Genomic DNA, 21,277 nt, shown 5'->3' with positions numbered 1-21,277 from the left:
CAAGCGTTAACCATTTCGTTAATGTTTGATGACGATACTCAAGCGTGGAGGTCACGGAATGGCGCTCAAGGTTGAGCTGAAACCGGGCGAACGGATTATCATCGGTGACAGCGTCATAACCAATGATAATCAGCGGACTCGCCTTTTTATCGAAGGCCAGGCGCCCATTCTTCGAGAAAAGGACATTCTCACGCCGGCCACCGCGGATACGCCAGCAAAACGGGTCTATTTGGCCGTTCAGCTGATGTATCTATCAACGGATTTGGAGAGAATTCAGGAGAATTACTTCACTCTCGTAAATGACATTGTGAAGGCCGCGCCGAGTACGATCCCGTATGTTACCAGGATTAGTAACGCCATCATAACCGGCGCCTTCTATAAAGCACTTAAAGAAGCACGAAAGCTCATCGAGTATGAAGGGACGCTGATCGGTCATGTACAAACAGGCAGCGCAGGCTTACCAGAAAACAAGCCAGGTGGCGGTATCCCCGAGGGAACTGGAAGCGAATCTGCTGATGAAAGCCGCAGCACGGCTTCAATTGATCAAGGATGAGTGGGAAGAGTCTTCGCTCGCGGAAAAAGACGATGCTCTGGTTTACAACCGGAAGCTATGGAGCATTCTGGTAACATCGGCGACCAGCGAAGAAAGCGAGCTGCCCCAGGACATCAAGAACAACATCGCCTCTCTGGGCGTCTTTATTTTCAAGCAAACCATGACGGTCATCACCACAGATGATGCGAATAAGCTGAACTCGATCATCGGCATCAACCGTGCGATTGCGGAAGGCCTGAGAGCCCGACAGGAATGACTATCTAATACATTCAATAAGAAAGCCGGCGCGATTGCAGCCGGCTTTGTTGTTTTGAAGGCTTCCTGGTGCTGCACCTGGAGTATCTCCCCTCCCCTGCAGCAGTCACACCGTCCGACCTTCAGCGCTTCGTGAAAATCTTGAGACAAAACGCGTTACCTACCGCGTTGAGATCTTTGGTTTCAAGCAGCGACAAGGGTGACTAGGTCTTTTCACGAAGTGCTTTAGAGATAATCGGACAGGCTCAGATTGAAGACGATGGATGACGCCCGGTAGGAGACTTCGATGTTGTTCTGGAGCTGAAGAATTTCGGCTGCGAGCTGGTCTTTGTCGACGCCTTCGATCTCGGCAATCGTTCCCTCATATGTGCTTTTCATCTGCACATGGCGATCACTCGTCAGAGAAACTGTCCGGTGGGTGATCGCAATATCTGTCGCGATATCGACAATACCGGACTGGTCCACGCCCGGAGGCTGCAGGATTGTCCTCAGGTTCGCAGAAAGGGCGTTGTAGTATTCTTCATCGGTCTGAGTACCTCCGGAAAAGTCCGCGGCAACAAAAGTTGCCAGAGACTGCACGAGTTCAGCCAGCGGTGTCTCGTTGGCCCTGACCCCGTAATTGACAGTCAGATTTGAATCCACAACGGCGTTCTTGTCGTCACGAGGATCATCGGTTGTCGTGTTCCTTCCCGTGTACCAGGCAACCGTCGTCGAGCCACCTCCGGTTAGTGCCGTTGCAGTGTCAAAGGGAGGACCGTCGACACGTTGAGGCTCTTCACCGTTGAAGGTGCTGAAGAACTCGTCGGACGCCCATTCGTCCGACACCGCACGTAAAGTCGTCTGCGCCTGATTTTCGATCTCTGCAGCCAACGCATCGCGAAGATTTTGCGCGGTCTCTTCCAGGTCCGTGCCTATGGCAAAGGTCCCATCCGCTTCATTTGTTGCAGCGGCGGTCAGCTCAATCGAAATCGTGTCGGTGTGATCCGGCGGAAGGCTCAGCTCCACCGTAATTTTTTCTCCCAATGTCGGCTGCCCGGTGAACTGGACATCCACACTGTCGGGATCGGCAGCAGCCGGGCCCGTGATCGCAACATTGCTAAGCGTGGAGGTGACGTTTGCAATATCGAAACCGAAGTCATGCGCGCCATCTTCAGCAAGGGTGAAGGTTGAATCGGTCGGCACCGCTCCTGCATAATTGGTTGTCAGGGCAGAGGTGCTCAGACGCCCCGTGTTGGAACTTCCAAGGTTGGCTTCCGCATACTCCGACATCACGGTTTTCAAACCATCGAGTCCGCCGGAACCGTCCAAGATCGCATCAAGTGTTGCAACCGGATCATTCACGGCATCGGTACCACCGAATGCATAAAAACCGGCAACTTCCGTATTCAGAATGTTGAGCGTTTCGTTTAACAGCAATTCCGCACGTGACTGCGTTTGGGTCTGCCCATCGTCCTGCAGAACGAAGTCATTGGTATCGAGCGCCGATTTTGCGTCCCGGCGAATGTCTTCCAACCGTTCCAGTGACATGTTCAACGTTTCAAGATGCAGGTTGGAAACCGTAATGGTCTGCTGGTACGTCTCGATCATGCTGACCTTTTGCGTCAGCTGAATGTCCAGTAGCCGCCTGTCCCCGACATCTCCATAGGTCGATCCAACCTTGCCTCGGGCAAGTTGGGTCGTTTTTTCCGCAAGCTGGCTGTTAAGCTCACTGAGCTGCTGCGTGAGATAGGTCCGGGAGGTTGTGATCGAAGAAATTGCCATTACGCACCTTAAACTATTCTCAGAAGCTCATCGAAGAGTTCGTTGATCGTCTGCATGACACGGGCATTGGCCGCATAGGCGTTTTCCAGCTGAACCATGAAGGCCAATTCGGCATCGAGATCCACGGCGTAGCTTTCCTCGTACCGGATGGCGAGATTGGAGGTCAGCGCTTCCTTGGATTTCGAATAGGTTGCGGCGTCTTCCGCCTGGTTGCCCTGGAAAGCGACAGTCTGATTGACAAAGTCGACCACCGATCCCTTGAAGGGCGTCGAGGAACTGCCAATTCCTGAAGTCGGATCGTAGTAGTTTGCCCCATTGTTCAGCGCATTTGCGAGATATTGCGCCCGAGCCGGGTCATTCGTCGTATTCGCCGTCGGAGTCGTCTGGTAGTTCACCAGCAGGGCACTGTCGGCAAGAAGGTCAGGGTTGACACTGATGCCACTTGCATATCCGAGACGCTGCCCACCATCTTCCAAAGAGTCGGTGAAAAGCTCCGGCGTATCGCGGTTGTCGACGAATATGGCAAGGCCTAGTCCCTGATCGGAGTTTGCCGTCACCGTGACATTTGCAGAAAGGCTTTGAACGCTGGTCGGCGCTCCTACGTCGCCCAATACCCGCAGATTGTCCGAACCGTCGTTGCTGACTTGAAGGCCCGTGGCCCCGAGTGCCGCGACAATATTGGTGATGTAGGTGGCAGGTGTTCCACTGGAAATGTCGATACCGAACACCGTATCGTTCGGGTTTGCTGTTGCCGCATCATCCAACGGCAACAGGGACGGGTCATCAACGGCAACAAGCGTAACGGTTTGACTTTGCCCGAGAGTATCGGTGTATTCCAGCGTGATCGTATTACCGGGTTGAAGAGCTGAAACATCCAGGTCGAAACCGGTGTCCGGCCCAACAGTTGCCGCAGAGCTTTCCACGGTCACGTTCGAGAACGCCAGCGACATTTCCGCGGCAATGGTATCGAGCTGTTTCTGAGCTTCAACCAGAATATCGTCCCGCAATTCGGCGGTCGCGACCATCGCGCCGGACTTTGAGCCGGCAATCAGATCATAGGTCGTTCCGCCCGGCGTCGTGACCATGACCGAATTGCCCAACTGCCCGGGTTGAAGCAGGTGCGATGGAGAAAAACTCAGTGTCGAAGCCTGGTTGTCTGCATAAAGTTGCTGACCATCGGCCGTCTGGATGAACAGAGTCTCGTTTGTTCCCTTGGTGACAGTTACATCCAGATACCCGGAAAGCTGCTCAACGAGCCTGTCGCGCTCGTCTTCCATTTCTGCCGTCGACACACCCGCCTGGCTGGCATCGCGAATTGCGGAATCAATGTCTTCGATACCGGACAGCAAATCGTTGACCGCATCTGTCTGACGCGAAAGCGAGTCGTCCGCTTCCTGCCGCAGATCTGCGATTTGCTCATAAGAAGAATTCAGCTCACGCGCGAACGCATCTGCGGCGGCAACGACTTCCTGTTGGGCCGCATAATTGCCCGGATCGTTCACAAGTGTCTGCAATGAGGATGACAACTGGCCTGCAAGCGATGACAGGCTGCTCTTGTCGTCAATCGTTCCGAAAATGTCATCGAGCCGGTCAGTGTAGTCGGCGATCTGCTTGGCGTAGTTGGTATCAGCGAGAGAGTTGAAGTAGTCGGCCTGGATCTGCTCGTTCACCACACGACGGACTTCCGTTGCAGAAATGCCCGCAACATTTCCCTGACCGTCGAAATAGGCATTCGCCGACACGGTCTTTTTCGAGTAACCCGCCGTATCGGCATTCGCGATGTTGGCCGCAGTTACATCCAGCTGCCGCTGGTTATAGGTAATTCCGAAGACCGCGGTATTGAGGGCACTTGTCAGACCCATTGCGGATTCTCCTTCGCTCGACGCCAGACCACCAGAAAAGCCGGCGGGTCAATACCCGCCGGATTGCCGGTCATTGTTACCGGATCATGTTCAGGGCGCTGTCCAGCATCTCATCCGCAGAGGTCACGATCCGGGAGTTTGCCGAATAGGCCTGTTGCGTGATGATGAGTTTGGAAAACTCGTCGGCAATATCCGCGTTGGACAGCTCAAGCTTCTTGGCAAGGATCTGCCCCCCACCTGTAAGGTCTGCCTCACCGGAAGAAGTGGTTGCTGCAAATCCGGCACCATCGACGCGGCGCAGGTTCTGCTCCGCCTCGAACGTTGCCAAAGGAATTTCGTAGACTGCGCGTTGCTGGTTGTTGGAATAGCTTGCAATGACGCGGCCGGATTCATCAACCGCAACACCAGTCAATTCGCCTGCCGGGAAACCATCCTGATCGAGCGACACGGAACTTGCCACTCCATCCGGATCCGAATACTGAGTCAGCGAACCGTTTGCGAACGAGATTTCAATGTTGGAAGCTGTGACGCCGCCAATATCGAGCGATCCAATCGTCAGCCCCGTGTTTGCGGCATTTGCAGTGCCGATCACACCATCATCGACGTCGATCAGGGCTCCGGTGTCGTCAAATTCCATTGAAGCAACATCGTACCAGGAGTTCGTTGCATCGCCACCGGTACCGACATACATGGTCCAGATATCGTTCTGAGGCACACCGGCATCAGCGTTTTGCGTTTTCGCATAACGAACCTCGACGTTCATCGCAGTACCATTCTGGTTGTAAATGGTAATGGACCCGCCGGATATCGATGTATCAAGAAAATCCTGATTGTTGGCAACGGCCACGTTGCCGGCACCGACTGAACCGGCCAAAAGCGCCGTCGCTTCGTCAGACCCGTCATAGTCGGTTGTGTTGGGGACCCGCGGCAGGTTGGCCTGATAATCGACGGTCGTCGTCGCCGAAGCAGCCAACGGCTGATTGTCGATCTGAATAACGGTCGGATTGTCGCCAATCGCGTTACCTGTATCCGGATCAAGCGGGAAACCTTGCAGATAATAGCCTGAGCTGTTGATCAGGTAACCTTCCTGGTTCCGCTCAAAATCCCCTGCCCTTGTGTAAAAAGTTTCGTCCGCGAATGTCGTCGATCCGTCAACGACATCAGCCGCCTGCGTCACAACGAAATAGCCTTCGCCGTTGATGGCCATGTAGGTGTCCACCTCAACGGAGGAAATATCGCCCTGAACCGTGTTGGTTGCCCGCGATGTCGCAAATGTCGTCCCTGAAACCTGCGTAGCCTGGGTCGCGCCACCACCCGACACAAGATCGGCAAATGTCGTATCCAGCCGCTTGTAACCGGTCGTCTGCGAGTTGGCGACGTTACCGGAAATGTTCTCCAGCGCCGTAGCCTGCGCAGTCAGTCCGGAAACCGCCGAGTTAATAGCCCCATAAATACCCATGTTTCATCCTCTTGATAGATCGGGCACTGCCTGTGTGGGCTTGCGCCCATTATCACAGCCCTATCCGCAAGTGGCGTGCCAACTTCTCAAGACAGACAATTATCTTTTTATTTTCAGCACCTTACAACAAAAACCACCTTTTCACGTCACACTTCAGACCCGGCAAGCCACGCCGGAACGGGCAAAATATTCCCTGCGGAATGGGCAAGACTGTCCACATAGGCAACCCAGAACACCTCTGTTCCTTTTGAGGCTTGCGAACCGGCGCGCGTCCTGCCACTTTCGCCCGACTGTAGACAGACGGACAAAACGATGCGCTTTGAAGGAACCGAGAACTATATCGCCACGGAAGACCTGCGGGTTGCCGTGAATGCGGCCGTTGCGCTTGAGCGCCCATTGCTGGTCAAAGGTGAACCGGGCACGGGCAAGACGGTCCTGGCGGAGCAGGTAGCCGAGGCGTTGGGGGCGCCCCTTATCGAGTGGCATGTAAAATCCACGACCAAGGCGCAACAGGGCCTTTATGAGTATGATGCGGTTTCCCGCCTGCGTGACAGTCAGCTTGGCGATGAGCGGGTCAAGGACATCAACAACTACATCCGCAAGGGCAAACTCTGGGAAGCGTTCGATGCTCCCGTGAAACCGGTTCTGCTGATTGACGAGATCGACAAGGCCGACATTGAGTTTCCGAACGATCTTCTGCTTGAGCTCGATCGTATGGAATTTCACGTCTATGAAACGGGCGAGACCGTAAAGGCCAGGCAGCGCCCAGTCGTGATCATCACGTCGAACAACGAAAAAGATCTGCCGGACGCATTCCTGCGCCGGTGCTTTTTCCATTTCATCAAGTTCCCCGACGCGGAAACAATGACCGAAATCGTGGAAGTTCATTTCCCCGGGATCAAAAAGCGCCTTCTGTCCGAAGCACTGCGCCTGTTCTTCGACGTGCGCGACGTACCCGGCTTGAAAAAGAAACCGTCCACCTCCGAACTGATCGACTGGATCAAGCTGCTGCTAAACGAAGACGTCGACTCGGAAACGCTTCGTCAACAAGATGGCTCCAAACTGATCCCGCCGCTGCATGGCGCGCTTTTGAAAAACGAGCAGGATGTGCATCTGTTCGAACGGCTGGCATTCATGGCACGCCGGGAACGGACCTGAACGACGGGAGACTGAGTTGCCGAGAGCTGCCGCGATCCTGGTTTTGCTGGCTGGAATTGGCTTGCTGCTGTCCGGCGTGATGCTCCCTGAAGCGACCGCCCAGGTTCCTCCGGAAAAAGATGCCGGCTGGCAAAGTGACGTCGGCGGCCTTCGCCACTTCACGGGTCTGCGCTGTCCCGATGTCGTTGGCACCTTTTTCCGCATCAAGGCAATGGAAGGCGATGCGGACAGTCTCGCCGGTTGCATCTACACTGGTCGAAACGGAATAACCGCTGTCCTGCGGAAGCATCTTCAGTCAGGCGGTCGACGGCAGGCCCTGAAGTTTTCCCGAAACTACAAGGCAGCCGGCTTCGAGCCGATCACGCTGACCGGCGCAGCGGCTTCCGGAATTTCCTTCCGTACCCGCAACTGGACCCCCACCAGCCTTTGTGAAACGCTTTGGTACTTTTCCGGAACAGACGCGGATTATACGCTTTGGCTGGCTTATACTTTGCCGACACAGGATATCGAAGTGGGTCCTGCCCTGGATTCTTTTACCGATATTCTGGCAAAGCAGAACTAACCGGCCTCGAAGGCTTACCACCTTCTCCGAAAGATGACAGCGGAAGACTGACGGGAACAAGATATGCGGCTCCTGCTATTGCGACACGCGAAATCCGATTGGGGTGACCCGAGCCTTGCGGATATCGACAGGCCCTTGAATCGGCGGGGAAAGTCTGCGGCTGTCGAGATGTCGAGATACATGAAAACCGAGCGGCTGTTGCCCAACCGCATTTTGTGTTCCACTTCCCAGCGTACCCGCGAAACCCTCGCGAAGCTGTTGCCCTATCTGCAGCAGGAAACCCAAATCCTGCTTCTCTCCGATCTTTACCGGCAAAGTGAAGATGACTACACCGACCTGATCCGCAAACATGGCAGCAGGGCCCAGAATCTCATGATTATCGGTCACAATCCCGCAACAGAAGAAACTGCCTTTGCGCTCGCGGGGACCGGAAATGCAGATGCAATGAATGACCTCCAGGTCAAATATCCGACTGCCGCGCTTTCCGTAATCGATTTCGACATAAGTGACTGGTCCGACCTGAAACCCAAAACGGGGCATCTGGAAAGGTTTGTCAAACCGAGAGACTTGTAGGTATCCCTGCGGCGTAAGAAGTCACCGGCGCGCAACCGATTGCACATCCCGCCAACCGCCCTTACATGAACGCCCTGGAGGCGCTCGTGAACCCATTGACGACATTGAGAGAAGAAACCCGACTGACCCTGGCCAACCTTGCCGACGCAGCAAGCGATTTGACCGTACCCAGTCTGAGGTTGGGTGTGACCGGCCTCGCCAGGGCGGGCAAAACCGTTTTTTTGACGGCCATGGTTCACAACCTGGTTCATGGCGGACGGCTTCCGGTTTTCAGCGCAGCTGCAGGACACCGCATGACAGGCGCGAAACTGCAGCCTCAGCCGGACGACGCCGTGCCTCGCTTCGATTACGAGGCACATGTCAGGGCATTGGTGAATGAGCGCATATGGCCGGAATCGACCCGTCAGGTCTCGGAATTGCGTCTGACGATCGACTACGAAAGCGCTTCGTATTTCTATCGCAAGCTTGGCCCTGGTCGCCTGCATGTCGATCTGATCGACTATCCGGGTGAGTGGCTTCTGGACTTGCCGCTGCTCAACAAGGACTATGCCACCTTTTCAGCTGAAGCTCTGTCACGCGCACGCGCGAAGAACCGGGCGCAAATCGCAAAGCCGTTCCTGCAGACGCTGACCAAAGTATCTCCGGATGCGGAAGAAAACGAACTTTCAGCTCAAGAACTCTCGGCCAGCTTCAAGTCTTATCTGGCGGCCTGCCGGAACGATACGTTAGCGCTTTCAATGCTGCCTCCCGGTCGGTTCCTGATGCCGGGAGACCTGGACGGCTCCCCGGCTCTGACATTTGCGCCCCTGGATATACCCGCAGACGCAGGTCCGGCGCGTACCGGAACGTTCCGCGCCATGATGGAGCGGCGTTACGAGGCTTATAAGACCCATGTGGTCCGTCCCTTCTTCCGCAATCACTTTGCCCGGCTCGACCGGCAAATCGTGCTTGTTGACGTTCTGCATGCGTTGAATGCCGGTCCGCACGCGATGGCAGATCTTGAGGTTGCCTTGGGTGAAGTTCTGGGAGCTTTCCGGCCCGGCAAACGCAGCTGGCTGTCCTCAATTCTGACAAGACGTATCGACAGGATCCTGTTCGCGGCGACGAAAGCGGATCATTTGCACAGAACCGATCATGACCGGTTGGAAGCGATCCTGAAACGTCTGGTCACCAGAGCCGAGGAACGCGCCCGTTTCAAGGGAGCTGAGGTGGATGCGCTGGCCATGGCCGCGGTTCGCGCCACACGGGAAGCGACCGTCAAGCACCGCTCGGAGGAACTGCCCGCTATCCTCGGAACTCCGCTTCCGGGAGAACGCCTGAACGGCGACACTTATGACGGCAACACGGAAATAGCCATGTTTCCCGGAGACTTACCGCAAAATCCTGAATCGCTTTTCGACAAAGATGAATCAGATTGTGAGGAAGCCAGGCCGAGTTTTCAATCCGCCCAATCCGACCTGAAATTCCTGCGTTTCCGCCCACCGGAGCTCGACAGGACCGCGGAAGGGCTCACGTTGTCCCTTCCCCATATCCGGTTGGACCGTGCCCTTGAGTTTCTGATTGGAGATCGTCTGGCATGACCGGAACAAATTCCCCCTCAGGCCGCAAACCGACCGCCTTTCGTCTGGACGACAACAAGGTGCGGATGACGGATGACGAGAACAAGGTTCCCGTCGCAGGCGAAGCCCTGGTTACGCAAACCTTTTATGAAGAAGACGAACCTCGCCTTCCACGTGCCGCCAGCACCCCGAAGACAGGGTTCAGTTTTGGCAAGTGGCTGATGATAGGCCTTTCCGGCCTGGTTTCACTTGCGGTTGGCCTTGCAGTCGACAGTCTGATCCGGGACCTTTTCACCCGCACCGACTGGCTTGGCTGGCTGGGCGTTGCCCTGGCTGCCATCGCGGCTCTGGGCTTGCTGGGTCTTGCCGCGAGGGAAATTGCCGGCCTCCTGCGCCTCAACCGGATCGATCACCTCAGGGAGCAGCTTCAAACAGCGGCCGATGAAGACGATTCCAAGATTGCGACAACCGGGTTGAAGGAACTGCTGACACTTTATCGGGATCGCCCGGAAACCGCCCAGGGCCGCAAAGTGCTTGCCGGGCACATGCAGGAAGTCATCGACGGTCGCGACCTCGTGAAACTGGCCGAGCGGGATCTGCTGGCCCCCCTTGATCTGGAGGCCCGCCGAATTGTCATGAACAGCGCCAAGAGGGTCTCGATCGTCACGGCTGTCAGCCCGCGAGCTCTCGTGGATCTGCTCGCGGTCCTGTTCGAGAACCTGCGCACAATTCGCCGCCTGTCCGCTCTTTATGGAGGCCGTCCCGGCACACTCGGCTTCATGCGCCTCGCAAGACACGTTGTCACGCATTTGGCAGTAACCGGCGGCATGGCCGCCGGCGACAGCCTGGCTTCCCAGGTCCTCGGTCACGGCCTTGCTGCCCGCTTGTCGGCGCGGCTCGGCGAAGGTGTCGTCAACGGCCTCCTGACCGCACGCATCGGCATCGCCGCAATCTCCGTCTGCCGGCCCGCTCCTTTTGTCAGCGGCAATGGCCCAACCATCTCGGATTTCATGGGCGAACTGGTGGCCTCTTCCGAAAAGGCGGAAAGAGGAGACACCATATCCTCCTGAAGGCTTTGGTGTCACGCAAGCTCACCGGAACCGGATGCGTCGAAGTTGAATGTCCACGTTCAATCTCGACAGCGCCGTGACAGCAGGCTAATTTCGGCTCATGTTCATCACTTTCTTCACTGAACTGAAATCCGCCGGAGTTCCCGTCTCTCTGCGTGAATACCTGACGCTGATGGAAGCGCTCGACAAGGATCTTGCGGAGCGCAGTGTCGAGGATTTCTACTATCTTGCTCGTCTTTCCCTGGTGAAGGACGAGGGAAACCTGGACAAGTTCGACCGGGTGTTCTCTCACGTCTTCAAGGGACTGGACCTCATGAGCGAGGTGCCGGCAACCGACATTCCCGAAGACTGGCTGCGCAAGCTTGCGGAAAAACATCTGAGCAAAGAGGAAAAGGCTCAGATCGAAGCTCTCGGCGGGTTCGAAAAGCTGATGGAGACCCTCCGCGAGCGTTTGAAGGAACAACAGAAACGCCACCAGGGCGGCAACAAGTGGATCGGCACGGCCGGAACCTCTCCCTTCGGAGCTTATGGCTATAACCCCGAGGGTGTGCGTATAGGACAGCACGAAAGCCGTCACCGCCGCGCCGTCAAGGTCTGGGATAAGCGCGAATTCAAGGATCTGGACGACACCCAGCTGCTCGGAACCCGCAATATCCAGGTCGCGTTGAAACGACTGCGAAACTTCGCCCGGACTGGAGCCGCCGAAGAGCTGGATCTCGACAACACCATACGCTCGACGGCACACAAGGGTCTGCTTGATATCAAGATGCGCGCCGAACGGCACAACGCGGTCAAGGTTCTGCTGTTCTTTGATATCGGCGGCTCGATGGATGACCACATCCGGGTGTGCGAAGAGCTCTTTTCCGCCGCCCGCTCCGAATTCAAGGTGATGGAGCATTTCTACTTCCACAACTGTCTTTATGAGTTCGTGTGGAAGGAAAACAGGCGTCGGCATACCGAACGCATCCCGACTATGGATGTGCTGCACAAATACCCCGCCGACTACAAGATCATCTTCGTTGGTGACGCATCCATGAGCCCCTACGAGATTGCCTATCGAGGCGGTTCAGTAGAACACTGGAACGAAGAGGCCGGTGAAACCTGGATGAAACGGATCACCGGGCTTTACAAAAGTGCGGTCTGGTTAAATCCGGTCCGGCAAGAACACTGGCACTACACTCACTCCATCAAGATGCTCAATGAATTGATGGAGAACCGGATGTTCCCCATGACCGTCGAAGGTCTAACCGACGCCATGAAGGAACTGGCACGGTGATCCGGCATGCCTGATCATTCGACCGTTGATATCGTTCCCTATTCGCCTGCTCAGAAAAAGGCGCTGATCACTCTGTCGCTCAAGGCCTGGGCTCCCGTTTTTGACAAGATGAAGCGTGAAATTCCCGCCTTCATCTATGAGTCCTTTTATCCGGATGGCTGGGAGGAACGTCAATCAAAGGATGTTGGCGCCTTTCTGGAAGCGGAGGGCGAGCGAACTTTCGTTGCGCTGAGATCAGGAGAGATTTCAGGTTTCGTCGGCCTTCGCCTGCATCCGGAAGACCAGATGGGTGAAGTCTACATTCTGGCAACCGATCCGGATCACCAGCGACACGGCGTCGCCGATGCCTTGATACGTCATGTCGAAGAGAGGATGCGCCAGCAGGGAATGAAGATTTCCATGGTAGAAACCTCCGGAGACAGCGGTCACCTGCCGGCGCGGAAGACCTACGAAGCGGCAGGCTATAGCACCTTGCCGGTCGCCCGCTATTTCAAGCAACTTTAACCGGCACAAGGGGGCTCTGTTCGTCAATGAGTGATGGTCCGACTTCAAAGCAGCAACCGACAGATCCCAGCGCGCATAGTTCGACCACCGGAATGGTCGGTGGCGGATTTTACGACGCCAATTCCGCCACCCAGTGGAACGCCATCAAGGTCGACTTCCCGATGTTGGACAAGGCAGTCGCAAACCTGCCGCTCAACGACGACGAGCTGATTACGCTGGCTGACTTCGGCTGTTCGGAAGGGCGAAACTCGATCAATGTCATGATCCATATCCTCGCAGACCTTCTGCCGCTGACATCCGCACAGATCTTGACGGTTCACTCCGACCTGCCGACCAACGACTTTTCCGAGCTGTTTGTCAATCTCCGCCCTGAAGGTCACTCCGTTTTCGGCAGTGACCGCGTTTTCTCAACTGCCATTGGCGGTTCGATGTATGACCAACTGCTTCCATCGCGCAGTGTTCACCTTGCAACCACCTTCAACGCTATCGGCTTTTTGTCTCGCAAGCCCGTCGACAGGATGCCCGGTTACATTTTCCCCAACGGTCCAAGTGCGATCAGGAACAATGGATATGTATCGGAACAGGATCGCCAGGCGTTCAGCGAGCAGGCAAAACAGGATGTTGCACAATACCTTCACGTCCGCGCGAAAGAGCTGGTTCCGGGAGGCAAACTGCTCGTCGAAGTATTTGGGTTCAAAGATGATATTCGCACTTGCGACGGAATATACGACCTGCTGAACGATGCCGTTCTGGCCCATGTTGAAACGGGCGATATCGCCAGGGACACATACGAGCAATACTACCAACCCGTCTATCTCCGCGATCTGGAGGAATTGACGGCTCCGGTCACGGACAAGACCTATAAGTCCGCCGGTCTGTTTTCGTTGGATCAGTCGATGTCCTACGAAGTGCCGGTGCCGTTCGTTGAGGACTACCGGAAGGACGGCAATCTCGAACGCTACGTGAAGGACTACGTGAACTTTTTCCGCGCATTCACAGAAGCGGTTTTACGTAATGCCCTGCCGGAAACGCCGGAAAGGAACCAGTTGGTTGACCGGATTTACCGGCGTGCCGAAGAAATACTGAGAGCTAATCCGGACGACTATCCGTTCCGCTACGTCGCGGTGGCCATGCTTTTGACGCGGCTTGGTTAAGCCGCGTTTTCCTTCCTGTCGGTTTCGGACTTTTCGGCCATCTCGAAGGCATCACCGGATCTCTCGTCCTCCACGTCATCAAGCATCGCCTGCAGATCTGCCGGATTGTCCTGAACAGAGCTGGAGGCCACCGTTACCCTGTTTCGGCCTGCATCCTTTGACATGTAGAGCGCATCGTCAGCGGACTTCATCAGGTCCTGAGGCAAACGGCCATGGCTAGGATATCCGGCCACGCCACAGGAAATGGTGATTTTCGGAAGGTTCTTCTCGCCATAGCGAACGACAATCTTCTCGACTGCCTCGCGCAGTTTTTCAGCAACCCCGGTAGCGGCGACCGTTGACCTGTCAGGCAAAAGAACCATGAACTCCTCACCACCCATGCGACAGGGAACCTGGTCGCCCTCACAGGTTTCTTCAAGAACCGAGCCAACGGCACGCAGAACCATGTCACCGGCATCGTGACCGTGATTGTCGTTGAACTTCTTGAAATGGTCGACGTCAATTGACACCAATGAGACTGGCTGTCCGTTGTGCCGGGACCGCTCAAGACTTGTTCTGAGCAGATCGATGAAATGACGGCGGTTAAAGAGACCGGTCAGCGGATCGCGAATGGATTGATTGTGCAATTCGTCACGCATCCGCGTATTGGCGATCGCAAGACTGACCTGCTCAGCCGCCATCTGCGCAAGCTTGCGTTGCTCCAGAAATTCTTCCTTGCTGGCCTGCGCAGACGGCGTCAGATGCATCAGACCGACAGTTTCCCCGTGAGCCAGGATCGGCAGACAGAGATAAACCTCATCATCTTCGCCCGGCGTGACGTGTTCGCAGGCAAAGCTGACCTCACCATCGCCGAAGACATAAGGCCTTCCCCGGCGCAGTCCCCAGCAGGATGTAGGCCTGATATGAGCTTCCAGCTTGCCGCCGTTCCAGGCACAGGCACCGTCCAGGACATCGCGTGAGTTTGAATAAACGTAGAGCGCCCCTGCGCTGCTTGGAAGCAGCTTGGTCATGAAGCGGCTGACCATTCCGAACAGTTCATCAAGGGAACTGCTCGATTGCAGCCATTCATTCAGCTCCGATAACAGGCGGATCTCGCGCGTCAGGGCCGATTGACGCTGCTGCTCCACCCGTTCCTGCTCCTGAACATTGATGAGGTGTCGCTTGAAGGCCCGGAAAGCGCGGCCGATGTCGCCGATCTCGTCATTCCTGCTGACAGGCAATTCCGCGTCGAAATCGTTTCTGGACAGACGGCGCAAGGCGTTCACGACATCCAGCAAGGGAAGCGCGATGGCTCGCCGGCCAAGCCACATGGCCAGCAGAACCGAGAAAGCAGCAGCTCCCAGTGAAATGAGGACGGTGAACCGAATGGCGTTGCGTTCATGAACAGCCGCAGCTCTCGCGGCGGTTTCCGCGAGCGACTGAACCCGGAACAACAACTGTTCCAGTTCCATATTGAATGCCAGGTGCTCGTCGCTGAGCCTCTGGAGCTGTTCTTCCGCCTCAAGAGCGTTGCCGAATTTGGATTGAGACAGCACTTTGTTGATAGCAGTCGAATACTCGCTGTGTTCCTGACTGATTCTGGTGATGATCTCCAGGACGTCCTTGAACTCCACAACCTGAGTCTCGGATTGAGCCATGGCAATTCCTTGCTCGGCAATCTCGGAGGCCTCGACAAATTCATCTAAAATCTTGCCCGCCAGATACTGAAAACGACCTTCTGTTTCTGCCTGCATTTCGCTGCTCGCGAACGAGTGCCCTAAGCCGCGCGACAGGTTCAAACGCATCAGGCGTTCGATCAGCACGTTTTGTTCCAGTCTGTGTGTCGTCACATGGCCGATCGCTTCAGTCAGCGGAACCTCCGCCTCTGCGATAAACTCGATCTCCTGACCGATCTTCCGGATCTGGTAGATCCCGACACCCGATGCGGCCACCACGAACGCGACGCAAATCGCCACGATGGTCAGAAGTTTTCCGGTGATTGTGTATCGAACCGCAGAACGCTTACGCATTGAATACTCCATACAACGTGCCGTAGAGAGTCGGGCCAATGCGTTAAAATTGCATTATTTCAAAGAATCAATTTCTAAAGAACAAGAGGCAAGAAATTGAAATAATTATTTTTTTCAAAATCATCCCTCGCGTGATTTGCCTTATGTTTACTTTCATTCCGGCCTTGATCGGATAACTCAATGCAGCAAAACACAAAACATAAGCGAGCGCAGAACGAGCCCGGAAACCGAGGTTTCCAGGCTACCCTGGTGTTTGTCGACCTCCCGATAAAGGTCACTCAAAAGTGCGCGCCCACCGGGCGATACCTCAGCTTCGCCCGGGCCTGCAACCTGTCTCAGTTACCCCGCAGGACCATCACGGAACAAGGTGCGTGGCGCACAATATGAGCCGCGTTGGAACCGATAAAATAGGTGGAGAGTCCGGGCTTGTGCGAGGTCATCAACACGAGGTCGCAGCCCGACTTTTCGGCTTCCTCGATCACCTCGTGGTAGACCGCGCCCATTCTGACGTGGCAGTCCACGGTTCCTTCGGGAACATCAAGCTCGGCGCCGATCTTGTCGAGAATGACCGTGGTTTCGTCGATCTCACGCCTCTGCCAGCCATCCGGCAACTGGCTGGCGACAAAACTCTGGACTTCAGGGCAAACCGCCATGAGATGGATCTTGGCGCCATAGTCCCGTGCCAGCTGAGACGCCTTGTCGAGCGCATCTTTGGCAAATCCCGGTTCCGCCGGGTCTACAGGGACAAGTATTTTCTTGAACATGGCTCATACCTCCAGGAGATGGTGTTGCCCACACATGGCGCTCAAACAGAGGTGTCTGCCATGAGGCAGATCAATCCAGCTCTTCTCCAGCAAAATAGCGCCCGGGTGTCACGCCAAAGGCCTTCCGGAACGTTGCCACGAATGCGCTCGGACCTTCGTAACCTAGCTTGTGCGAAACATCGGACACGCTGCGGCCCGATGCAAGCAGTTCCAGCGCCCGAAACAGCTTCACCTGTCTGCACCAGGTTCTGTAACTCAGACCGGTCTCGGATTTAATCCGCCGCTCAAATGAGCGAACGGAAGTGGCACAGCGATCGGCCGCTTCGCTCAAGGAGGGTATATGTGCGGGGCAGCGCACCACCCCCTCGCAAAGGTCCCTCAGTCTGGCGTCTTGCGGCATCGGCAACTGCAACGGGGCCGCCGGCAACATTTTCAACTGATCCAGTATGACGGCGGCTATACGTGCTGCAGGCCCGTCTTCTGTTTCCGATCGCGGATAGGACATGAATTCAAGGATCAGCGCACGCAGCAGCGTGGTCACCTGTATGACCTGCGGTGTATGCGGCAGATCCCGCGCATAATCATTTGGAACGTAGATGTAGCGAAGTTCGGTGTCCGTCAGATAACGCGTCTGGTGGCTTACCCGAGGAGGAAGCCAGAACGCACGCTCGGGCGGCGCGAAAAAGGTTCCCAACTCCGTATCGATGGCGATTGACCCCTTTACGACGTGAAACAACTGAGCGGCGTCGTGAGCGTGCCAGCCATTGGCACCTATTCCGGAAGGCACGCTTCTGGCATAGCCGATCAACGGGCTGTTCAGTTCCTCGCTGGGAAACTCGGCCAGTTCGGGGTGTATGCTCATTTTCGCAGTATATCCGGTTTGTTCAGGAACAGAGCGAATGTAACTCTCTGGTCCGCTCTGGCAAATCCAGCGGTTGACCCGAACCTATTGTTCGTCGGGGATGAACAGCCTTTCAATCGGCAATCCGAATACCTTTGAAATCCGGAATGCCAAGGGCAAGCTCGGGTCGTATTTTCCCTTTTCCAGTGCAATCACGGTTTGCCGGGTGACATCGAGCCTTTCCGCAAGTTCTGCCTGAGACCACCCCCGGTCCTTTCGAAGCTCCTTCAAGTGGTTCCTCATCAGGTTTTCCAGCGCACGACAACCGTCGCAAGAGACCAGAGGGTCAGCAAAAAGGCAGCATACAGGTTGAGGTCGACGGTCAGGACTGTTGCCAGTTTTGCCAGAAATAAAGCAACAAATACGCCTACCAGCAATGTGATTGCCCCTGCAATCGCCATGATGTACCGCTCTCGTTCATCGACTTTGCGGAAATAGCGGACCAGCGCCCAAAGAACCAAGAGCATTGGTATGGTCGCGATGAAGGACACCAGGACGTTAACTGCCAGACCGGACTTGTCTTCCAGGTATCGATGCGCAAGAAAACTCGTCGCCACGAACAAGGCCGTCGCGGCCAGGGTCTCGGCAACATATCGATAGGATAGTCGATCAAATCTATTCACCGTCGTCTCTCCTCACTCACCACATGTAAAGCCTGCTTTACATTTTCAGATCTCCTGTCTTTTGTAAAGCGTGCTTTACATCCAATTTCTGCAAGTCGCAGGCACTGCCGATCGTGAGACCCTAGTTTCTTTTACTCGGAAAGCTGGTTTTGGCAACTCGGAAACATTCCATGACAAAACAGCGCTAACACGCAACAGGAATTTGGGATTAGAAGCTTCATTCAGATTACATGGATGTGACCTTTTCCGGTTTTGGAATGACATACTTCACTCAAAACGCATACCCGAACGAACGAAGCGGATGGCGTTCGCCCGCGGTTCTTCTCATGATTATGGCCGGTGCCATGCAGCTCTCCTTCGCTGCCTGGTGGAACCTGATGAACAACTTCGCGGTTCAGGAGCTCGACTTTACCGGCCGCGAAATCGGCATTCAGCAGTCGATCCGCGAAATTCCCGGTTTCCTGAGCTTTCTGGCAGTTTATCTGCTGCTGGTCATGCGAGAGCAGACCCTCGCCTATGTTTCCCTGTTGCTGCTCGGCCTGGGCGTAGCCGTCACCGGTTACTTCCCGACGGCGATGGGCTTCTACATAACCACCTTGGTCATGTCGATCGGCTTTCACTATTACGAAACGATGGCTCAATCGCTGTCGCTGCAATGGCTGCCAAAAGCCACGGCAGCCGCCAGCATGGGCAAGATCATATCGGTGGGTGCCTTTGCGCAATTGATCGCCTATGGCGTGATTTTCATCGCCTGGAAAATGTTCGACCTGTCTTTCACCGTGGTATTCGCCATAGCCGGCGGCCTGACACTGGTCGTTCTTGTTTTCCTCGTCCTTGCCTATCCGCATTTCAAGGAAGGCGTGCCGCAGCACAAGAAGCTGATCCTGCGCAAGAGGTACTGGCTCTACTATGCCCTCACCTTCATGGCAGGCGCACGCCGGCAGATCTTTACGGTATTCGCAGGTTTCCTCATGGTCGAGCGGTTTGGCTACGACGTCCATGAAGTCGCCGGGCTGTTCCTCCTCAACGGCGCGTTCAACATGGTGCTGGCTCCGAAGATAGGCAAACTGATAGTCCGCTTTGGCGAACGCAAGGCGCTTATCCTGGAGTATATCGGTTTGTTTGGCGTGTTCGTCTGCTATGCCTTTGTTACAAACGCCACGCTGGCCGCAAGCCTTTACGTGATCGACCATGCGTTTTTCGCCATTGCCATTGCGATCAAGACCTATTTCCAGAAAATCGCGGATCCGGCCGATATCGCTCCGACAGCAGGCGTCGCCTTCACGATCAATCACATTGCAGCCGTTTTCATTCCGGTTCTGTTCGGCTTCATCTGGTTGATTTCGCCTGCGGCGGTGTTTCTGGCAGGCGCGGGCATGGCTTTGGTAAGCCTGTTCCTCGCCACGTTGATCCCAGGCAACCCGGACGATGGCCGGGAAGTCGATTTCTGGTTCCGCAAGCAGGTCACGCAACCGGCCGAGTAACCCTGCATCATGCTCTGCCGAGCGAAAGTCATGTCACCGAAGCAGAAACGAAAGAACCCGCCGTCACATGACGGCGGGTTCTTTTGTCAATTGAAATGAACAGTCGGCAATCAGGCCTGCCGCTCCGGGATGTGAACAACCAGCCCATCCAGCTCACTGCTGACCTTGATCTGGCATGAAAGGCGTGAGGTAGGCTTCACGTCGTACGCGAAGTCGAGCATGTCTTCTTCCATCGGCTCAGCCGAACCGATCTTGTCGGACCACGCATCATCGACATAAACATGGCAAGTGGCGCAGGCGCAGGCACCGCCGCATTCCGCTTCAATACCCTGGACCATGTTCTTGATGGCGTTTTCCATCACCGTGGAGCCTTCAGCGGCCTCAACTTCGGTTTGGTTTCCATCAGCGGTGACAAAAGTGATTTTCGGCATAAGTCGCGTCCAAGCCTTGAATTGCGGGTTTCAGCTGAACCGACATAAAGCTTCCAACAAAAAGGTCAAGGACTGTGCCGTTTCACAATCGCATTCTGCCGGTTTTGAACTGAGGATTTAACCTTCAAGCAATTCGGAAATGTAACTATTGGCTTCATTGACGGCAGCAACCAGACCCTCGGTTGCGGCATCATTGGAGGTTTTCATCTTTCCCTCCAGGGTCTCGCAAACGACGGCCACCCGTTCCGCGCCAACCGCCCTCGCAGACCCTTTCAAGGTATGCACCAGGTCGAGCTTGACCAACACGTCCGTTTCCATGGCAAGACGCTCCAAAGTGGAAGACGATTGCGACTGGAAGAGGTTGAGAACCTGAACTTCCAGTTCCCGGTTTCCCAACGTGTTGGTAGCCAGCTGCACCAGATCAATCGGTGCCTCCGGACCAGCACGACCGGAAACGCGGGCCATGGATGACGGGGCCATAAGGGTGCTCCAACTACTCTTTACATGCCTGACGGCACCCCGCCGCAAGCTTGTCTTTCCGCAATTGTGGTCAAAAAGCCTCAAACACCCGGTTAAGCGACCGCGCAAATCACCGCCGTCCCGGCGATGTCCCCAAAAAATTGATTCTTTGGTTAACGCACATTAAGCAGTACTTACCAACAACTTTCAAAAAGACCTTGCATTTCTGCCATTTTTTTAAATGCCTAAAATTTTAATGAAATGATTCGCCGTTAACTTTTTTTGCGTTTTTGACTTGCAGACAGGGCTTTGATGGCTGCAGGGGTCAGCTTGCAGACCAGCCAGTCGGGCTTGATTGGGTTGGAAAACCAAGGCTCTGCCCAACCTCCCTCAATGCAGGCCCGAATGGTGCGAGCCGGAATCTCCCGCCCCTGATCATCAAACAAGGGCAGTTTTCCACCCGGTTGATCGAGTCCTCTTTTCAACCAACGCTTTTGCGGCGCGGTTAAACTTCCCGCTTTGAGCGCAGCGGGTTGTCCACCGTCGCCCACACTTCCCGCTGCGTCATTTTTCTTCGTTTCCGGCATCTAAACCGCCCCCTAAGTGATTCAGGCCATTGCTGTTTCTTGTTCGTTAGGAGAGATTGTGCCATTACAGTTACTGATGCGGCAAGATGGGGAGTATTCCGTCGATCGGAATGACGACGGTGGGTCAGCGGCGGCCCTCCCTCAAAACAAGTTTTGCGGTGCTGTCCCGTGACCGGCACCGACAAGAATGACGCATCCGGTAGATACTGTATAAAGTTGCGCATGCAACTGGCTGGGATACCGGTGTGTAATGAGTACGGATGTGAGGCGACC

Annotated in this window: 22 protein-coding genes; 11 read left to right on the top strand and 11 right to left on the bottom strand. The window is 55.3% G+C overall.

Features of this window, described 5'->3' with window-relative positions; all coding sequences use genetic code 11:
• Positions 1–58 precede the first annotated feature (58 nt).
• Both flbT and flaF read left to right on the top strand, forming a co-directional pair.
• Positions 59–553 (top strand): flagellar biosynthesis repressor FlbT, encoded by a 495-nt coding sequence (flbT, locus tag ABLQ08_RS18405; RefSeq protein ID WP_352944945.1) that lies wholly within the window; start codon positions 59–61, stop codon positions 551–553.
• A complete protein-coding gene (gene flaF, locus ABLQ08_RS18400) occupies positions 435–809 on the top strand; it encodes a flagellar biosynthesis regulator FlaF (protein WP_352944943.1) in 375 nt (124 codons plus the stop codon). Before flbT ends, flaF begins: the two co-directional genes overlap by 119 nt.
• 224 nt (positions 810–1,033) lie before the next feature.
• On the opposite strand, the gene ABLQ08_RS18395 is transcribed toward flaF, so the two are convergent.
• The 3 genes from ABLQ08_RS18395 to ABLQ08_RS18385 all read right to left on the bottom strand — a co-directional run bounded on the left by ABLQ08_RS18395 (position 1,034) and on the right by ABLQ08_RS18385 (position 5,890).
• The gene (locus ABLQ08_RS18395; protein WP_352944941.1) at positions 1,034–2,569 is read right to left on the bottom strand and encodes a flagellar protein; all 1,536 of its coding nucleotides are present in this window, start codon (positions 2,567–2,569) and stop codon (positions 1,034–1,036) included.
• A gap of 8 nt (positions 2,570–2,577) precedes the next feature.
• Positions 2,578–4,431 carry a flagellar hook-associated protein FlgK gene (gene flgK / locus ABLQ08_RS18390; RefSeq protein WP_352944939.1) on the bottom strand — a complete coding sequence of 618 codons (1,854 nt, stop codon included), beginning with the start codon at positions 4,429–4,431 and terminating at the stop codon, positions 2,578–2,580.
• A gap of 76 nt (positions 4,432–4,507) precedes the next feature.
• Positions 4,508–5,890: a flagellar hook protein FlgE gene (locus ABLQ08_RS18385; RefSeq protein ID WP_352944938.1), complete on the bottom strand. Its 1,383-nt coding sequence runs from the start codon at positions 5,888–5,890 to the stop codon at positions 4,508–4,510.
• 312 nt (positions 5,891–6,202) lie between these two features.
• Between ABLQ08_RS18385 and ABLQ08_RS18380 the strand changes: the two genes are divergently transcribed.
• The 8 genes from ABLQ08_RS18380 (at position 6,203) to ABLQ08_RS18345 (ending at position 13,746) form a co-directional block, all read left to right on the top strand.
• A complete protein-coding gene (locus tag ABLQ08_RS18380; protein WP_352944936.1) occupies positions 6,203–7,048 on the top strand; it encodes an AAA family ATPase in 846 nt (281 codons plus the stop codon).
• A 16-nt stretch (positions 7,049–7,064) separates the two neighbouring features.
• A complete protein-coding gene (locus ABLQ08_RS18375; protein WP_352944934.1) occupies positions 7,065–7,610 on the top strand; it encodes a hypothetical protein in 546 nt (181 codons plus the stop codon).
• A 63-nt stretch (positions 7,611–7,673) separates the two neighbouring features.
• On the top strand, positions 7,674–8,183 hold the full coding sequence (locus tag ABLQ08_RS18370; RefSeq protein ID WP_352944932.1) for a SixA phosphatase family protein: 510 nt from the start codon (positions 7,674–7,676) through the stop codon (positions 8,181–8,183).
• Positions 8,184–8,269: 86 nt separating this feature from the next.
• Positions 8,270–9,763 carry a YcjX family protein gene (locus tag ABLQ08_RS18365; protein WP_352944930.1) on the top strand — a complete coding sequence of 498 codons (1,494 nt, stop codon included), beginning with the start codon at positions 8,270–8,272 and terminating at the stop codon, positions 9,761–9,763.
• Positions 9,760–10,812, top strand: a complete 1,053-nt coding sequence (locus tag ABLQ08_RS18360; RefSeq protein WP_352944928.1) for a YcjF family protein — start codon at positions 9,760–9,762, stop codon at positions 10,810–10,812. The genes ABLQ08_RS18365 and ABLQ08_RS18360 overlap by 4 nt, the downstream gene beginning before the upstream one ends.
• 100 nt (positions 10,813–10,912) lie before the next feature.
• The gene (locus tag ABLQ08_RS18355; RefSeq protein ID WP_352944926.1) at positions 10,913–12,088 is read left to right on the top strand and encodes a vWA domain-containing protein; all 1,176 of its coding nucleotides are present in this window, start codon (positions 10,913–10,915) and stop codon (positions 12,086–12,088) included.
• 6 nt (positions 12,089–12,094) lie between these two features.
• Entirely contained in the window at positions 12,095–12,592 is a 498-nt protein-coding gene (locus tag ABLQ08_RS18350; protein WP_352944924.1) for a GNAT family N-acetyltransferase, read from the top strand.
• 26 nt (positions 12,593–12,618) lie between these two features.
• Entirely contained in the window at positions 12,619–13,746 is a 1,128-nt protein-coding gene (locus ABLQ08_RS18345) for a hypothetical protein (RefSeq protein ID WP_352944923.1), read from the top strand.
• Here the strand turns inward: ABLQ08_RS18345 and ABLQ08_RS18340 are convergent.
• The 5 genes from ABLQ08_RS18340 to ABLQ08_RS18320 form a co-directional block, all read right to left on the bottom strand.
• Positions 13,743–15,755 (bottom strand): sensor domain-containing diguanylate cyclase, encoded by a 2,013-nt coding sequence (locus ABLQ08_RS18340; protein WP_352944921.1) that lies wholly within the window; start codon positions 15,753–15,755, stop codon positions 13,743–13,745. The genes ABLQ08_RS18345 and ABLQ08_RS18340 overlap by 4 nt on opposite strands.
• Before the next feature lie 335 nt (positions 15,756–16,090).
• Entirely contained in the window at positions 16,091–16,519 is a 429-nt protein-coding gene (locus ABLQ08_RS18335) for a universal stress protein (protein ID WP_352944919.1), read from the bottom strand.
• A 70-nt stretch (positions 16,520–16,589) separates the two neighbouring features.
• Complete coding sequence (locus ABLQ08_RS18330) at positions 16,590–17,381, bottom strand: AraC family transcriptional regulator (RefSeq protein WP_352944917.1); 792 nt, start codon at positions 17,379–17,381, stop codon at positions 16,590–16,592.
• Between the two features lie 84 nt (positions 17,382–17,465).
• Positions 17,466–17,663, bottom strand: coding sequence for a helix-turn-helix transcriptional regulator (locus tag ABLQ08_RS18325; RefSeq protein ID WP_352944915.1), 198 nt, complete (start codon positions 17,661–17,663; stop codon positions 17,466–17,468).
• A complete protein-coding gene (locus ABLQ08_RS18320) occupies positions 17,663–18,043 on the bottom strand; it encodes a hypothetical protein (RefSeq protein WP_352944913.1) in 381 nt (126 codons plus the stop codon). Before ABLQ08_RS18320 ends, ABLQ08_RS18325 begins: the two co-directional genes overlap by 1 nt.
• 326 nt (positions 18,044–18,369) lie before the next feature.
• Here ABLQ08_RS18320 and ABLQ08_RS18315 point away from each other — a divergent pair, with 326 nt between their 5' ends.
• Positions 18,370–19,527: an MFS transporter gene (locus ABLQ08_RS18315; RefSeq protein ID WP_352944911.1), complete on the top strand. Its 1,158-nt coding sequence runs from the start codon at positions 18,370–18,372 to the stop codon at positions 19,525–19,527.
• A gap of 110 nt (positions 19,528–19,637) precedes the next feature.
• Here ABLQ08_RS18315 and ABLQ08_RS18310 read toward each other — a convergent pair whose 3' ends face one another.
• From ABLQ08_RS18310 to ABLQ08_RS18300, 3 genes are all read right to left on the bottom strand, one after another.
• Positions 19,638–19,958 (bottom strand): 2Fe-2S iron-sulfur cluster-binding protein, encoded by a 321-nt coding sequence (locus tag ABLQ08_RS18310; RefSeq protein WP_352944909.1) that lies wholly within the window; start codon positions 19,956–19,958, stop codon positions 19,638–19,640.
• Positions 19,959–20,075: 117 nt separating this feature from the next.
• On the bottom strand, positions 20,076–20,438 hold the full coding sequence (locus tag ABLQ08_RS18305; RefSeq protein WP_352944907.1) for an Hpt domain-containing protein: 363 nt from the start codon (positions 20,436–20,438) through the stop codon (positions 20,076–20,078).
• A 251-nt stretch (positions 20,439–20,689) separates the two neighbouring features.
• Entirely contained in the window at positions 20,690–21,004 is a 315-nt protein-coding gene (locus tag ABLQ08_RS18300) for a hypothetical protein (protein ID WP_352944905.1), read from the bottom strand.
• Positions 21,005–21,277 lie beyond the last annotated feature (273 nt).

Origin of the sequence: Roseibium sp. SCP14 (assembly GCF_040329475.1) — a bacterium.
Lineage (GTDB): Bacteria > Pseudomonadota > Alphaproteobacteria > Rhizobiales > Stappiaceae > Roseibium.
This window is presented reverse-complemented; position numbering and strand designations above follow the sequence as displayed.

What these genes read in the sequence shown, in the direction of transcription:
- flbT (WP_352944945.1), top strand. Translation starts at nt 59, where the DNA reads ATGGCGCTCAAGGTTGAGCTGAAACCGGGCGAACGGATTATCATCGGT.
- flaF (WP_352944943.1), top strand. Translation starts at nt 435, where the DNA reads ATGTACAAACAGGCAGCGCAGGCTTACCAGAAAACAAGCCAGGTGGCG.
- ABLQ08_RS18395 (WP_352944941.1), bottom strand. Translation starts at nt 2,569, where the DNA reads ATGGCAATTTCTTCGATCACAACCTCCCGGACCTATCTCACGCAGCAG.
- flgK (WP_352944939.1), bottom strand. Translation starts at nt 4,431, where the DNA reads ATGGGTCTGACAAGTGCCCTCAATACCGCGGTCTTCGGAATTACCTAT.
- ABLQ08_RS18385 (WP_352944938.1), bottom strand. Translation starts at nt 5,890, where the DNA reads ATGGGTATTTATGGGGCTATTAACTCGGCGGTTTCCGGACTGACTGCG.
- ABLQ08_RS18380 (WP_352944936.1), top strand. Translation starts at nt 6,203, where the DNA reads ATGCGCTTTGAAGGAACCGAGAACTATATCGCCACGGAAGACCTGCGG.
- ABLQ08_RS18370 (WP_352944932.1), top strand. Translation starts at nt 7,674, where the DNA reads ATGCGGCTCCTGCTATTGCGACACGCGAAATCCGATTGGGGTGACCCG.
- ABLQ08_RS18360 (WP_352944928.1), top strand. Translation starts at nt 9,760, where the DNA reads ATGACCGGAACAAATTCCCCCTCAGGCCGCAAACCGACCGCCTTTCGT.
- ABLQ08_RS18355 (WP_352944926.1), top strand. Translation starts at nt 10,913, where the DNA reads ATGTTCATCACTTTCTTCACTGAACTGAAATCCGCCGGAGTTCCCGTC.
- ABLQ08_RS18350 (WP_352944924.1), top strand. Translation starts at nt 12,095, where the DNA reads ATGCCTGATCATTCGACCGTTGATATCGTTCCCTATTCGCCTGCTCAG.
- ABLQ08_RS18345 (WP_352944923.1), top strand. Translation starts at nt 12,619, where the DNA reads ATGAGTGATGGTCCGACTTCAAAGCAGCAACCGACAGATCCCAGCGCG.
- ABLQ08_RS18340 (WP_352944921.1), bottom strand. Translation starts at nt 15,755, where the DNA reads ATGCGTAAGCGTTCTGCGGTTCGATACACAATCACCGGAAAACTTCTG.
- ABLQ08_RS18335 (WP_352944919.1), bottom strand. Translation starts at nt 16,519, where the DNA reads ATGTTCAAGAAAATACTTGTCCCTGTAGACCCGGCGGAACCGGGATTT.
- ABLQ08_RS18330 (WP_352944917.1), bottom strand. Translation starts at nt 17,381, where the DNA reads ATGAGCATACACCCCGAACTGGCCGAGTTTCCCAGCGAGGAACTGAAC.
- ABLQ08_RS18325 (WP_352944915.1), bottom strand. Translation starts at nt 17,663, where the DNA reads ATGAGGAACCACTTGAAGGAGCTTCGAAAGGACCGGGGGTGGTCTCAG.
- ABLQ08_RS18315 (WP_352944911.1), top strand. Translation starts at nt 18,370, where the DNA reads ATGATTATGGCCGGTGCCATGCAGCTCTCCTTCGCTGCCTGGTGGAAC.
- ABLQ08_RS18310 (WP_352944909.1), bottom strand. Translation starts at nt 19,958, where the DNA reads ATGCCGAAAATCACTTTTGTCACCGCTGATGGAAACCAAACCGAAGTT.
- ABLQ08_RS18305 (WP_352944907.1), bottom strand. Translation starts at nt 20,438, where the DNA reads ATGGCCCCGTCATCCATGGCCCGCGTTTCCGGTCGTGCTGGTCCGGAG.
- ABLQ08_RS18300 (WP_352944905.1), bottom strand. Translation starts at nt 21,004, where the DNA reads ATGCCGGAAACGAAGAAAAATGACGCAGCGGGAAGTGTGGGCGACGGT.